The organism is Vibrio hannami (assembly GCF_029589055.1).
Lineage (GTDB): Bacteria > Pseudomonadota > Gammaproteobacteria > Enterobacterales > Vibrionaceae > Vibrio > Vibrio hannami.
In genome coordinates this window covers 1038255-1051782 of the sequence record NZ_JARQZP010000007.1, presented here as the reverse complement: position 1 = coordinate 1051782, position 13528 = coordinate 1038255, and the positions used below count along the sequence as shown (strand labels likewise).

Here is a 13528-nt window from a genome sequence, read left to right as displayed (position 1 = left end):
ATTTCGTATAGAATGTGCAGCCTCTGATCAGTCACCCCAGGTAATTAGTCGTGCACCAGAACATTAAGCTGCCAGAAGGATTTCTTACTCAAATCCAGGAAATCATGCCCTCTCACCTTAGCATGGATGAGTTTACTGACGCTTGTAAGCGTCCTCTTCGTCGCAGTATCCGCGTAAATACTCTGAAAATATCAGTCGAAGATTTTAAGACTCGCGCATCCGCATACGGCTGGGAACTGACACCAGTACCCTGGTGTGGTACAGGTTTCTGGATAGAAAGAAAAGAAGACGATAAAACCCCACTAGGGAACACTATCGAGCATATGTCTGGCCTGTTCTATATTCAGGAAGCAAGCTCAATGATGCCTGTTACCGCACTATTGTTTGAACAACAAGGCGAGTTCGATACCGTGTTAGATGTTGCAGCGGCTCCAGGTTCAAAAACCACGCAAATCGCTGCTGCAATGAACAATAACGGTGCATTAGTTGCCAACGAATTCTCTGCCAGCCGCATTAAGGGGCTGTATTCAAATATCCAGCGTTGTGGTGTAAGAAACGTCGCTCTAACCAACTTCGATGGCCGCGTATTCGGTGGTTGGCTACCAGAACAGTTTGATGCGATATTGCTTGATGCACCATGTTCCGGGGAAGGTACGATCCGTAAAGACCCGGATGCAATGAACAACTGGAGCAAGGAATCAATCAATGAAATCTCGGAAACGCAAAAGGATCTGATTGAAAGCGCTTTTCATGCACTAAAGCCAGGTGGTGTTCTGGTTTATTCAACCTGTACACTCAACCTGGAAGAAAACCAGCAAGTGTGTCACCACCTTAAAGATAAGTTTGGTGATAAAGTTGAGTTTGAACGTTTAGATAACCTTTTCACCAATGCACAAGCCGCGATCACTAAAGAAGGCTTTTTGCATATCTACCCTCAGATATTCGATAGCGAAGGATTTTTCGTTGCCAGATTACGTAAACTGGCTTCTGCTGAAGCACCGGTTGTAAAGAAACGCTTGGGTAAATTCCCATTCGAGAAAGCGTCTCGTAAAGTCGTAACTGATGTCGCGTCTCAGTTAAATTCCATTCTTGAGATATCGCTCCCAGATTCAACAGCTATCTGGCTCAGAGATAAAGAAGTCTGGCTATTCCCTGAATCTCTGGAAAGCATGATTGGAGAGATCCGATTCGATCGAATGGGCATCAAACTAGCAGAGGCTCATAAGAAAGGTTACCGATGGCAGCATGAAGCTATCATGGCACTTGCTACCGGCGATGAAAAAAATTCTTTCGAATTTTCAATAGATCAGGCTCGCGAATGGTTTATGGGAAGAGACGTCAGACCTGAAGACGTGACCGGAAAAGGCGAAGTTATTATCACTCATTCTGGCGTTGTTATCGGCCTTGGAAAGTGGGTTGGAAACCGAATCAAGAACGGTCTTCCAAGAGAGCTGGTCCGAGACGGCAATCTATTTTAACTGAGTAATCACTCAATATAAGAGCTACGTTAGTGGGAAAACAACTTACTAAAGTTTGTAATACAAAAAGCCTGTACTACACTTTATTTATTGATTAGCGCAGGCTCTGTAGATGGAGCCTTTCCCCTAAGCCCAGCATTGAGAAGCTGGGCTCTTTTTGTTTAGAGGGCTTGCTCTAGTTAATTCAGCCCAAGTTAGTTTAGGCGAATACCATCCTTCTCAATAGTAATCTTACCGCTCTTATATAAACCACCAATCGTCTTCTTGAATGTGCCTTTACTGGTACGGAAAACCGCAAAAATCGCGTCAGGTGTGGATTTGTCGTTTAATGGCAGGAAGCCACCCTTCTTCTCAAGTACATCGAGAATTTTCTGGCTCAGATCATCCATTTTTGCTGTACCGACTTTCTGCAGCGACAGGTCAATTTTGCCATCTCCTCGAATATTCTTAATGTAGCCTTTAAGACGTTTGCCAATAAACAGCTTACCGAATACGTCTGATGAGAATATCATTCCCCAGTGTTCACCATTCACAATGGCTTTATACCCCAGGTCACTTCTTTCTGCGATGATAAGATCTACCTGCTGATTGTTTGTATAGTTAGCCGGTGTTTTATCCAGTAGTTTATTGAACTTTGTAGTACCTACGATGCGCCCGGAAGCACGGTCTGTGTATACATAAACCAGGATTTCCTGACCCGCTCGGAATCGGGTGCGCTGCTCGCTAAATGGCACCAAAAGGTCTTTTTTTCGATGCCCCAGTTAACGAAGGCTCCAGTAGCATTGACACCTTCCACTCGCATCAATCCCCATTGGCCAACCTGTGCAATGGGTTTTTCAGTTGTCGCTGTTAGTTGGCTGTCTGAATCAAAATACAGAAATACTTCAATAGACTTACCCACCTCAACATTTTCAGGCGCATATTTGCCTGGCAGCAAAACGCTACCATAATCATCCGCATCCAGAAAAACGCCAAAGCTCTCTATCTTTGTTACTTCCAGATTATTAATTTGACCAACTTTAATCATCAACATCTATTCCAAGGAAAATTCAGGCGGTGATTATACCCAAAGATTCCTTTTTCTGCTTGTTGAAATAAAGGCGTTCTCTAACTTTTTAGCACTTTTACCGAGAGTATTAGGTCAAACTCCGCCATCACTTCATCGCCATTAATGGATGGACAGGTTGCTACAATCCGGATAGGTTCGTTTACGCGCTCTCCACTCTCTGCACTTCGGGTTAAAACTTGATCAATTAAATCCCCCTGATCGCAGGTGAACAGCACGTCGGCTTCTGGCCTTTTGAGAAAGCGTCCCTCTACACCTTTAAAAGCCATCGAAATTTTCATTTTCCTCTGATCGGCTTTGTACAGTGCAAAATAACCACCGGCAAGATCGGCACCAATGGCCAACGCACCAAAATACATACTCTTCAGATGATTTTTGGTTCTGCGCTTTAGAGGAATATTAATCTCCAGCTTTTGGCTTTCTAATACCATGATTTTTGGCCGGCATAGCCAAACGAGTGGAACATTAAAAAATGCGAAAACATTTAAACCGAGGTTGGCTTTGGTCAGTGGGCTAAACATAACACGTCATATCTTCCGTAATATACTGATTAGACCAGTTAACCGAACAAGCTTTTAAATGTCAAATAATTGTTAATTTAGAGTTTCATTTAATGGTGTTTGATTTAAATTACGCTACACTGTCACGCTCACATCTCATTGTTAAAGCCAGTTAGTGTAATTAACTGTTAAACAAGTTTATTCCTTACGCCATTTCCGTTATCTTTACCGCGTCGAAATTAGAACAGCAGGCGAACAAATGCCATTAAAAACAGATGAATTAAGAACTCAGCCATTAGGGCCAATGCCAACACCCGCTGAGTTGGTCGCGCAGTACCCTATTACTGATGATGTTGCTGAGAGAATCGAGTCCTCACGCCGCCAAATCGAAAAAATACTAAAAGGCGAAGATAGCAGACTATTAGTTATCGTTGGTCCATGTTCAGTGCATGACACTGATGCCGCGCTAGATTACGCGAAAAGATTGGCTGACGTTCAATCAAAGTACAGCGATGAACTGTTCATCGTGATGCGTACTTACTTTGAAAAACCACGTACTGTGGTTGGCTGGAAAGGTCTGATTACCGATCCTAACCTCGATGGTACATACGCACTTGAAGCAGGCCTTGGCAAAGCGCGTAAGCTACTGCTTGATATCAACAAGCTTGGGCTTGCGACAGCGACAGAGTTCCTAGATATGATCACTGGCCAGTACATCGCCGATCTTATCACCTGGGGTGCTATTGGCGCTCGTACAACAGAATCTCAGATCCACAGAGAGATGGCGTCTGCACTTTCATGCCCGGTAGGCTTCAAAAACGGCACCAATGGTAATATCAAGATCGCTATTGACGCTATTCGCGCTTCTAAAGCGTCTCACTACTTCTACTCTCCTGATAAAAATGGCCGAATGACAGTATACCGTACCAGTGGCAACCCGTTTGGTCATGTTATCCTGAGAGGTGGTGACAAAGGACCAAACTTTGAAGCTAAGTACGTTGAAGAAGCGTGTGCGCAACTCGCTGAGTTTGATCTACCAGAACGCTTAATTGTGGATTTTAGCCATGCTAACTGCCAGAAGCAGCACCGTAAGCAGCTAGAAGTTGCACAAAATATCTGTGACCAAATCAAAGCTGGCAGTACATATGTAGCGGGCATTATGGCAGAAAGCTTTATTGAAGAAGGCAATCAGCCAATGACAGATATCCATAACCTTAAGTATGGTCAGTCTATTACCGATCCTTGCCTGAGCTGGGAACACACTGAAGAAATGCTTGAAATGTTATCAAGTGCTATTAAAGATAGCCGCAAGTAGGGAGAATAAACTATGCCTTCATTCGATATTGTTTCTGAAATCGATACTGTTGAACTGAAAAATGCAGTGGACAACGCTAACCGTGAAATCGCAACCCGTTTCGATTTTCGTGGTGTAGAAGCCAGTTTTGAGATAAAAGATGAAACCGTAAAACTCTCTGCAGAGGGTGATTTTCAACTAAAACAGATGCGCGATATGCTTCGCAGTAACCTGACTAAGCGCGGTGTCGATCCAAACTCTATGGATGTAAAAACACCTAGCCAGTCAGGAAAAAACTGGCATCAGGAAATCCAGTTTATGCAGGGCATCGAAACACCAATGGCCAAAAACATCGTTAAGAAGATCAAGGATGCAAAAATTAAAGTCCAGTCTTCAATTCAAGGCGATAAAGTTCGAGTTACTGGTAAAAAGCGTGATGATCTGCAACAAGCGATTGCTCTGATTAAAGAAGCCGAGCTAGGGCAGCCTTTCCAGTTTAATAACTTCCGGGATTAATAGCTCGCCTGAATGTAGTTATAAGAGTGTACTTATAAGGGAGCTCATTGATGAAGCTCCCTTTTGTTTTTTACGGTAATCACTCGACAATTTTCAGTAGTTGTCCCTTGGAAACTAGCTCTTCCATTCCTGGTTCATTTCGCCATTTATCTTTTTGAATAAAAATGCATATAGAATTGTAACACTCCGCCAACCTTTGGTTCATTTTTGTGTTCAAATCTACCGAATCGGCGTATTGGACTCGCTCTGCATCTCTACGACATAGGTCAACAAATTCAAACGGACAGCCAGAGGTAAAAAGAACCAGTTCCGTTTTCTGCATTTCTCTCAATGCCTTGATGGACAACATCTCAACGTCGTTTGAATATTCAATAAAACATAGTGACAACGTCACCTTTTCGCTATCAGCTAGGCCGTTGTTATATAACTCGTCGAGTGCTGTTACTGTTGTTACCTGTTCAATCTCAGGGCGAAAAAAAAACCTTTCCCAAAATAAACGCCGTTCTTCGACAGTTGCATAATTTTTCTTAATCTCGTCTCTTTTTAACTGGGCAAAATCCGCAAGCATAGCGATATTTTGTGGAAGAGAAACTTCTAATTGTTCCCTAATCTTTCTGACTAAAACCGGCGATGCTCCACCACTGGAAATAGCGACCTGTATCTTGCCCCGATTTATCATCGACGGAGTAATAAAATCGCAATAGGGTTTATCGTCTACGACATTCACCAGGATGTTTTTCTGCTTGGCATCCTGATAAACCTTATGATTCAGATCTGAATTATTCGTTGTTGCCCATACCTGAACAAATTTCGTCACTACTTCTGATTGGTATTTGCGCTTTTGCCAATCACATTTTTCATCCTTCACCAACTGTTTCAAAGTCTCAGAGATGACAGGCGAAACTATCGTAACATTGGCTCCCGCTCTTACTAACGATTCCACCTTACGGGAAGCGACCTCTCCTCCTCCGACAACAAGTACAGGTTTGTTATTTAGGTCCATAAATAGCGGAAAGTATTGCATCTTAATCCTTCTTTAATAGATCGAACTTTTTGGCACGCCGCACCACAATCGTGCATACGTGTAACATTAAATACACAAAAATAACTATTTACTGTCAAATTTAATAATCAGTCCAGTTTATATATCTTACTTTACTCATTATTTCGGTATTATGTATTGCATATTTTGTATTTTACATACAATAAACTCGAATTCACCATATTAGTGCAAGGTTGCACTATTTACAAACGAGCAACAATTGTTCATTCTTACATGTGTTCGGTTTTTGATTCTTTTTTAATTTACTTGTTTATGAACAAATATTTTTCGAGTTTCTAAAGCCTTACAAATGGATATGACTGAGAGTACGAATAACTTTAGCATTAAAAACTCTCAACAAAAACACAACAAAATAAAGAATATTGTATCAGGTGTCACCTGGTTCAACATGGATCATACAGGAAGGATACAAATGGCAAATAAACTAACAGTTCTTGCTTCTGTCGTAGCGGCTTCTACTGCACTTATGTCAAACACTGCATCTGCTGCAGACGGCACTCTAGACAAAGTAATGAAAGACGGTGTGCTAACTTGTGGTGTTAGTACTGGTCTACCAGGCTTCTCTAACCCTAACTCTAAAGGTGAGTGGGAAGGCATCGACGTTGTATACTGTCAGGCTCTCGCTGCTGCCGTGCTAGGCGACAAGTCTAAAGTTAAGTACGTACCACTAACAGCTAAAGAAAGATTTACTGCGCTTCAGTCTGGTGAGATCGACATCCTTTCTCGTAACACAACCTGGACTCTACACCGTGATACAGCGCTTGGTCTGAACTTCGTTGGCGTTACTTACTACGATGGCCAGGGCTTTATGGTCAACAAAGATCTAGGTCTGACAAGCGCAAAAGAATTAGATGGCGCATCAGTATGTGTTCAGTCAGGTACAACAACAGAGCTTAACCTTGCAGACTACTTCCGTAACAACGGTATGTCATACAAGCCAGTGGTATTTGATACAGCTGCTCAGACTTCAGCGGGCTTCGACTCAGGTCGTTGTGACGTGCTAACAACTGACCAGTCTGGTCTGTACGCACTACGTCTGAACCTGAAAGATCCTACATCCGCTGTCGTTCTTCCTGAAATCATTTCAAAGGAACCTCTAGGTCCTGTTGTTCGTCAGGGTGATGATCAGTGGTTCAACATCGCTAAGTGGACGCTAAACGCGATGATCAACGCAGAAGAGTACGGCATTACTCAGGCGAATGCTGATGAGATGCTGAAGTCTACTGATCCAAATATCAAACGTATCCTTGGTGTTGACGGACCTAAAGGTAAAGGTCTTGGTATACGTGATGACTGGGGTTACCAGGTAGTTAAACAAGTTGGTAACTACGGTGAAGTATTTGAAGCAACAGTAGGTGAAGGTTCGCCTCTACAAATTTCACGTGGCGTGAACGCGCTGTGGAATGCGGGTGGCTTCATGTACGCTCCACCAATCCGCTAATTTAAGTATTACAACTACTATATGTACAGGGCGGTTTTGCCGCCCTTTTTTGGATTTTGAGGTTATAGCGGTATGAAACCTGACAATACAAGCGCCCTCGCTTCGGGTAAACCCAAGCCGAAAAGCGCAAACCTTTTATATAATCCCACTTTTAGGGCAATCGCCTTTCAGGCAGTAGCAATTTTAGCTCTGGTCTACTTTTTCTATTCAATAGTCAACAATGCATTAACTAACCTTGACGCACGTGGTATTGCCACTGGGTTTGACTTTCTATCACAAGAAGCTGGCTTTGGGATTGGCTTGACTCTTGTTGAATATGATGAAACCTTCTCGTATGGCAGAACCTTTGTCGTCGGACTTTTAAACACAGCACTCGTCTCTGTACTTGGTATCTTCTTAGCTACCATTCTGGGTTTTACTATCGGTGTTGCAAGACTATCGTCAAACTGGCTGGTAAGCCGCTTGGCAGCAGTCTATATCGAGACGTTCCGAAATGTTCCTTTGCTTCTACAGATCTTTTTCTGGTACTTCGCTGTACTACAGGCTCTACCTTCCCCTCGCCAAAGTATCAGCATAGGTGAAGCGATATTCCTGAATGTTCGTGGTTTATACTTTCCCTCTCCGGTGTTTGAAGACGGCAGTAACATAGTTATTGGAACGTTTTTATTTGGAATCATTCTTACCGTTATCATCGGCATCTGGGCTAAAAACAAACAGCAGCTAACTGGTCAGCAGACACCAATGCTGAAAATTGGTTTAGGGCTTATCGTTGCCGTACCATTAGTCGTTTACCTACTGGCTGGTGCACCGATTTCTGGTGAGTATCCAGTACTTAAAGGATTTAACTTCCGTGGTGGTGTCAACATCATTCCTGAACTTGGTGCCTTGTTACTGGCACTTAGTATTTATACAGCTGCCTTTATCGCCGAAATTGTTCGTTCAGGTATAAACGCGGTAAGTCACGGTCAGACTGAAGCTGCAATGTCACTTGGTTTACCTAAGACCCGTACGCTGAAACTTATTATTATCCCTCAGGCACTGAGGATTATCATTCCGCCACTTACAAGCCAGTACCTTAACCTGACCAAGAACTCCTCTCTTGCGATGGCAATTGGCTACCCGGATTTGGTATCGGTGTTCGCAGGTACAACCCTCAACCAGACTGGCCAGGCGATTGAAATTATCGCAATGACCATGGGTGTATACCTCGGATTAAGCTTGCTTACGTCGCTGTTGATGAACATCTATAACCGTAAAGTTGCATTGGTGGAGAGATAATATGGCAGTACATCAGTTTAAAGAAGATCTCCCACCACCGGCAAATACCGTAGGTGTCGTTGGCTGGCTTCGCAAAAATTTGTTTAACAGTCCTGTAAATACTGTTTTAACCTTTGTTTTAGGCTATTTCGCACTTTCCCTAATCTGGGCTATCGCCGACTGGGCACTACTGAAAGCAGATTGGGTTGGAACCACACGCGATGCATGTAGCCGTGATGGTGCTTGCTGGGTATTTATCAGCGTACGTTGGGAGCAGTTTATGTACGGCTTCTATCCAGAAGCTGAACTGTGGCGCCCTCGCCTGTTCTACGCAACGCTTGCTATTTTTATTGCCGCCTTGATGTATGAGAAGACACCAAAGCGTACCTGGATCTGGTTGTTCTTTGTAAACATCTACCCGTTCATTATTGCAGCGCTTTTATACGGTGGTGTGTTTGGACTGGAAGTGGTTGAAACCCATAAATGGGGTGGCCTACTGGTTACACTGATCATTGCACTGGTTGGTATTGTCGTATCGTTGCCAATAGGTATTGCTTTGGCATTAGGACGTCGTTCTGAAATGCCAATCATCCGAAGTATGTGTACTGTCTATATCGAAGTATGGCGTGGCGTACCACTGATTACCGTACTGTTTATGGCCTCAGTTATGCTACCTCTGTTCCTTTCTGAAGGTTCAGAAACCGATAAGTTACTTCGTGCACTTATCGGTGTGGTTATGTTCAGTGCAGCCTATATGGCAGAGGTTATCCGTGGTGGCCTTCAGGCGATTTCAAAAGGACAGTATGAAGCAGCAGACGCTTTAGGGCTTTCCTACTGGCAAAAAACCCGTCTGATTATTCTGCCTCAGGCATTAAAGATCACAATTCCTTCTATCGTAAACACCTTTATAGGTTTGTTTAAAGATACCAGTCTGGTACTGATCATCGGTATGTTTGATGTACTGGGTATTGGTCAGGCAGCAAACACCGACCCTGAATGGTTAGGCTTTGCTATCGAAAGTTATGTATTTGTCGCGTTAGTGTTCTGGGTGTTCTGTTTTGGTATGTCGAGATACTCGATTTACCTAGAGAATAAACTGCACACCGGCCACAAACGTTAATTAGAGGTTCAAGGACGTATTATGACGCAACAGAATGAACACGTAATCAAAATCAAAGATATGAACAAGTGGTACGGTGAGTTCCACGTTCTTAAAGACATAAACCTTAAAGTAAAAAAGGGTGAGAAAATCGTTATCTGTGGCCCTTCTGGTTCTGGTAAATCAACGATGATTCGTTGTATTAACCGACTTGAGGAACATCAGCGCGGACACATCTATGTTGAAGGTAATGAACTTACAGAAGACCTGAAAGATATCGAGGCAGTACGTAAAGAAGTTGGCATGTGTTTCCAGCACTTTAACCTGTTTCCTCACCTGACCGTTCTGGAAAACTGTACTCTGGCTCCGATTTGGGTAAAGAAAATGCCTAAGGAAGAAGCTGAAGAGATCGCAATGAAATACCTTGAGCGCGTTAAGATCCCTCAGCAGGCGCATAAATACCCTGGTCAGCTTTCTGGTGGTCAGCAACAGCGTGTAGCGATCGCTCGTTCACTCTGTATGAACCCAAGTATTATGTTGTTCGATGAGCCAACTTCCGCTCTTGACCCAGAGATGGTTCGCGAAGTACTGGATGTTATGGTAGAGCTAGCCAACGAAGGTATGACGATGCTTTGTGTGACTCACGAGATGGGTTTTGCAAAGGAAGTGGCAGACAGAGTTATCTTTATGGATGCGGGCGAAATCATTGAGGAAAACAACCCAGTCGACTTCTTTGAGAACCCTCAGTCTGATCGAACTCAAAACTTCCTGAGCCAGATCTTGAGTCACTAAGGGTTTTGCATAACAATAGGTTCTATAAAGGCGGCTTGTCCGCCTTTATTTTTAGAAATTATTCGGTATAACATTTTGTTACACCTTTCGAAAAAGTTATCTTTTTGATTAAACAAACTTTTCGCTATTATTAATTTCTAACATGGCTTGAAATTTGAAACTTCTAGCCAAATATATAAACTAAGTAATAAATAAGTCAGTTACCTTTTGAGGAAGAATATGAACAGTCCAATGGTATCACGCAGTTCTACTGAGCAGAGCGTGCTGCAAACAAACAAAGTATTACGTAATACATACTTTTTGCTTTCAATGACACTAATCTGGTCTGCTGTGGTAGCCGGCGTATCTATGGCTCTTAACCTACCACATCCTGGCCTTATCATTATGTTGGTTGGTTTCTATGGCTTGCTTTTCCTGACTGAAAAGAACCGTAACAACAGCATGGGTATCGTATTTACCTTCCTATTCACTGGTTTCCTTGGTTACACATTAGGTCCAATCTTAAGTATGTACCTTGGTGCGGGTATGGGTGATGTTGTAATGACCGCGCTTGGCGGTACGGCTCTAGCGTTTATGTCTGCTTCAGCATACGCACTTACTACAAAACGCAATCTTTCATTCCTGAACGGTATGATGATGGCTGGCTTCGTAGTGATCCTTGTTGGCTTCATTGCTAACCTGTTCCTACAGATGCCTGCACTTTCACTGGCGATGAGCGGTATGTTCATCCTGTTCTCAACGGGTGCAATCCTGCTGACGACTCAAGCGATTGTTCGCGGTGGTGAAACTAACTACATCTCTGCAACTGTGACTCTGTATGTATCTATCTATAACATGTTCATCAGCCTGCTAAGCATTCTAGGTGTTATGAACGACGATTAATCCATACGTTGTCAAAAATTCTAAGGGCCCGGATTCAAATCCGGGCTTTTTTGTTTCTGACAAAAGGAGTATCCTTTTTCGAAAATAACAAGCAAGACACGTTTATGTTTGAATTCAACGGAAAAACAATAGAAACAGATAAAGAAGGATACCTACTAAACCACGAAGAATGGCAAGAAGGTATGATAGCAATCCTGGCAGAAGATGAGGGCATTGAACTTACCGATGACCATCTGGAAATCATCTTCTTTGTGCGTAAGTTCTATGAAGAGTTTAATACTTCCCCGGCAGTTCGCATGTTAGTAAAAGCCGTAGAGAAAGAACACGGCCCAGAGAAAGGCAACAGTAAATACCTGTTTAAGCTATTCAAGAAAGGTCCTGCGAAACAAGCGACCAAGCTAGCTGGACTGCCAAAACCGGCAAAATGCCTGTAGCGATTAGCCCATCGTCCCGGATGAGACTCAGCAACATTCGGGATCTATTTTCTGCCTGCTCTAAAAGGCCACGTTTTCCTGACTCTACAAATCAGTATGTTATTTGAAATCCTTTATACGCTTTAAAAGGAACTTCATCCCAGGTGAGTTTGGTAACTCTGGACATTCTGGGTCCAATCTTTAACCACTCAATAAAATCTTCTAGCTGAGACTCACTCCCGCAAGCGACAACCTCGACATCACCGTTATCAAGATTCATTGCATACCCGGTCAGCCCTCTCTTCAGCCCTTCATGACATGTATGGTAACGAAACCCAACGCCCTGAACCGTACCTTCCACCGTGAACTTATAACTGATTTTATCCATCTGTAAGCTCCTTTACTCTATCTTTTACAATCTTAGCGCAACACCTATAACTTACTGTGACATAAGAATTGATTTTGCTTTCTTCATCAAGGACAATACCGCCCCATTTAACATATTCTGGTACATCTTATGACTGCTTCTATTTATCTTGCAAAAGGTCGCGACAAATCACTTCGCAGAAAACACCCGTGGATTTTCTCCCGTGGTATTGAAAAAGTAGAAGGCAGCCCAGAAAGTGGTGAAACCGTAGATGTTTTTGCACAAAACGGGCAATGGCTTGCAAAAGCAGCCTACTCTCCTACTTCCCAAATTCGCGCCCGCGTATGGTCGTTTGATAAAAAGAACATAGACAAAGCCTTCTTCGTTGAACGCATTCAGCAAGCACAACTATTACGTGAAGACTGCATCGAACGTGATGGCCTCACAGGTTACCGTTTAATCGCAGCAGAGTCGGATGGCTTACCAGGCATCACGATCGACCGTTATCAGAACTATCTGGTCTGTCAGCTACTAAGCGCTGGTGCTGAATATCAGAAGCAGATACTGGTAGAAGCTCTGAATGAAGTATTCCCTGATAGCAATATCTATGAGCGTTCTGATGTAGCGGTACGCAAAAAAGAAGGCTTAAAAGAAACAGTAGGCGTTCTTTATGGTGAAGAGCCACCTGAATCAGTTGTCATTGAAGAAAACGGTGTAAAGATCTCGGTTGATATTAAGAATGGCCATAAAACGGGTTTCTACCTCGATCAGCGCGACAGTCGTGAACAATCAACAAAGTATTTGAAAGACAAAGAAGTACTTAACTGTTTCTCTTACACTGGCGGATTTGGTTTATACGCACTTAAAGGCGGAGCAAAACGCGTAATCAACGCTGATGTATCACAACCTGCATTGGATACGGCAAAGCACAATGCGGAGCTAAACGAATTTGATATATCTAAAAAACGTGCGGTATTCCTGAATGCAGACGTATTTAAGCTACTACGTGAATATCGTGATCAGGGCACAAAGTTCGATGTTGTGATCATGGATCCACCAAAGTTTGTATCCAGCAAAAACAACCTAACCTCAGGCGCTAACGGCTATAAAGACATCAATATGCTAGCCATGCAAATCCTGAAGCCAGGCGGGACTCTACTCACCTACTCCTGCTCAGGTCTAATGAGCGCAGACCTATTCCAGAAAGTGATTGCCGATGCAGCAGTAGATTCAGGACGTCAGGTGAAGTTTGTAGAACGTTTTGAGCAAGCAGCAGATCACCCTGTGGATAGCGCATATCCAGAAGGGTTTTATCTGAAAGGATTTGCTTGTCGGGTGTTTTAAGGTACAGAGCAACGAA

At 43.2% G+C, this 13528-nt stretch carries 13 protein-coding genes and 1 pseudogene; 10 read left to right on the top strand and 4 right to left on the bottom strand.

Going from position 1 to position 13528, the window contains the following annotated elements; translation table 11 throughout:
• Positions 1-50: 50 nt before the first annotated feature.
• Complete coding sequence (gene rsmF / locus P7F88_RS19190; RefSeq protein WP_277827370.1) at positions 51-1478, top strand: 16S rRNA (cytosine(1407)-C(5))-methyltransferase RsmF; 1428 nt, start codon at positions 51-53, stop codon at positions 1476-1478.
• A 194-nt stretch (positions 1479-1672) separates the two neighbouring features.
• Here the strand turns inward: rsmF and P7F88_RS19185 are convergent.
• Both P7F88_RS19185 and P7F88_RS19180 read right to left on the bottom strand, forming a co-directional pair.
• Positions 1673-2505 (bottom strand): annotated as a pseudogene (locus P7F88_RS19185) (CvfB family protein).
• A gap of 80 nt (positions 2506-2585) precedes the next feature.
• Entirely contained in the window at positions 2586-3065 is a 480-nt protein-coding gene (locus tag P7F88_RS19180; protein ID WP_277827368.1) for a DUF4442 domain-containing protein, read from the bottom strand.
• Between the two features lie 238 nt (positions 3066-3303).
• Here P7F88_RS19180 and P7F88_RS19175 point away from each other — a divergent pair, with 238 nt between their 5' ends.
• Entirely contained in the window at positions 3304-4359 is a 1056-nt protein-coding gene (locus tag P7F88_RS19175) for a 3-deoxy-7-phosphoheptulonate synthase (RefSeq protein ID WP_277827366.1), read from the top strand.
• A gap of 12 nt (positions 4360-4371) precedes the next feature.
• Positions 4372-4854 (top strand): YajQ family cyclic di-GMP-binding protein, encoded by a 483-nt coding sequence (locus P7F88_RS19170; RefSeq protein WP_277827364.1) that lies wholly within the window; start codon positions 4372-4374, stop codon positions 4852-4854.
• Positions 4855-4933: 79 nt separating this feature from the next.
• On the opposite strand, the gene P7F88_RS19165 is transcribed toward P7F88_RS19170, so the two are convergent.
• Positions 4934-5878 carry a precorrin-2 dehydrogenase/sirohydrochlorin ferrochelatase family protein gene (locus P7F88_RS19165; protein ID WP_277827362.1) on the bottom strand — a complete coding sequence of 315 codons (945 nt, stop codon included), beginning with the start codon at positions 5876-5878 and terminating at the stop codon, positions 4934-4936.
• Positions 5879-6329: 451 nt separating this feature from the next.
• On the opposite strand from P7F88_RS19165, the gene P7F88_RS19160 reads away from it, so the two are divergent.
• The 6 genes from P7F88_RS19160 to P7F88_RS19135 all read left to right on the top strand — a co-directional run bounded on the left by P7F88_RS19160 (position 6330) and on the right by P7F88_RS19135 (position 11822).
• A complete protein-coding gene (locus P7F88_RS19160) occupies positions 6330-7358 on the top strand; it encodes an amino acid ABC transporter substrate-binding protein (protein WP_277827360.1) in 1029 nt (342 codons plus the stop codon).
• Positions 7359-7430: 72 nt separating this feature from the next.
• Positions 7431-8636, top strand: coding sequence for an amino acid ABC transporter permease (locus tag P7F88_RS19155; RefSeq protein ID WP_277827358.1), 1206 nt, complete (start codon positions 7431-7433; stop codon positions 8634-8636).
• A 1-nt stretch (position 8637) separates the two neighbouring features.
• Entirely contained in the window at positions 8638-9735 is a 1098-nt protein-coding gene (locus P7F88_RS19150) for an amino acid ABC transporter permease (protein WP_277827356.1), read from the top strand.
• 21 nt (positions 9736-9756) lie between these two features.
• Positions 9757-10506: an amino acid ABC transporter ATP-binding protein gene (locus P7F88_RS19145; protein ID WP_277827354.1), complete on the top strand. Its 750-nt coding sequence runs from the start codon at positions 9757-9759 to the stop codon at positions 10504-10506.
• Between the two features lie 219 nt (positions 10507-10725).
• A complete protein-coding gene (locus P7F88_RS19140; protein ID WP_277827352.1) occupies positions 10726-11388 on the top strand; it encodes a Bax inhibitor-1/YccA family protein in 663 nt (220 codons plus the stop codon).
• A 104-nt stretch (positions 11389-11492) separates the two neighbouring features.
• Positions 11493-11822, top strand: coding sequence for a TusE/DsrC/DsvC family sulfur relay protein (locus P7F88_RS19135; protein WP_277827350.1), 330 nt, complete (start codon positions 11493-11495; stop codon positions 11820-11822).
• 91 nt (positions 11823-11913) lie between these two features.
• Here the strand turns inward: P7F88_RS19135 and yccX are convergent, their stop codons facing one another.
• Complete coding sequence (gene yccX, locus P7F88_RS19130; protein ID WP_277827348.1) at positions 11914-12189, bottom strand: acylphosphatase; 276 nt, start codon at positions 12187-12189, stop codon at positions 11914-11916.
• Between the two features lie 129 nt (positions 12190-12318).
• On the opposite strand from yccX, the gene P7F88_RS19125 reads away from it, so the two are divergent.
• Complete coding sequence (locus P7F88_RS19125; protein WP_277827346.1) at positions 12319-13512, top strand: class I SAM-dependent methyltransferase; 1194 nt, start codon at positions 12319-12321, stop codon at positions 13510-13512.
• The last annotated feature ends 16 nt before the right edge of the window (positions 13513-13528 follow it).

Coding starts and splice junctions, on each gene's coding strand:
- P7F88_RS19180 (WP_277827368.1), bottom strand. CDS start 3,065: ATGTTTAGCCCACTGACCAAAGCCAACCTCGGTTTAAATGTTTTCGCA.
- P7F88_RS19175 (WP_277827366.1), top strand. CDS start 3,304: ATGCCATTAAAAACAGATGAATTAAGAACTCAGCCATTAGGGCCAATG.
- P7F88_RS19170 (WP_277827364.1), top strand. CDS start 4,372: ATGCCTTCATTCGATATTGTTTCTGAAATCGATACTGTTGAACTGAAA.
- P7F88_RS19165 (WP_277827362.1), bottom strand. CDS start 5,878: ATGCAATACTTTCCGCTATTTATGGACCTAAATAACAAACCTGTACTT.
- P7F88_RS19160 (WP_277827360.1), top strand. CDS start 6,330: ATGGCAAATAAACTAACAGTTCTTGCTTCTGTCGTAGCGGCTTCTACT.
- P7F88_RS19155 (WP_277827358.1), top strand. CDS start 7,431: ATGAAACCTGACAATACAAGCGCCCTCGCTTCGGGTAAACCCAAGCCG.
- P7F88_RS19150 (WP_277827356.1), top strand. CDS start 8,638: ATGGCAGTACATCAGTTTAAAGAAGATCTCCCACCACCGGCAAATACC.
- P7F88_RS19145 (WP_277827354.1), top strand. CDS start 9,757: ATGACGCAACAGAATGAACACGTAATCAAAATCAAAGATATGAACAAG.
- P7F88_RS19140 (WP_277827352.1), top strand. CDS start 10,726: ATGAACAGTCCAATGGTATCACGCAGTTCTACTGAGCAGAGCGTGCTG.
- P7F88_RS19135 (WP_277827350.1), top strand. CDS start 11,493: ATGTTTGAATTCAACGGAAAAACAATAGAAACAGATAAAGAAGGATAC.
- yccX (WP_277827348.1), bottom strand. CDS start 12,189: ATGGATAAAATCAGTTATAAGTTCACGGTGGAAGGTACGGTTCAGGGC.
- P7F88_RS19125 (WP_277827346.1), top strand. CDS start 12,319: ATGACTGCTTCTATTTATCTTGCAAAAGGTCGCGACAAATCACTTCGC.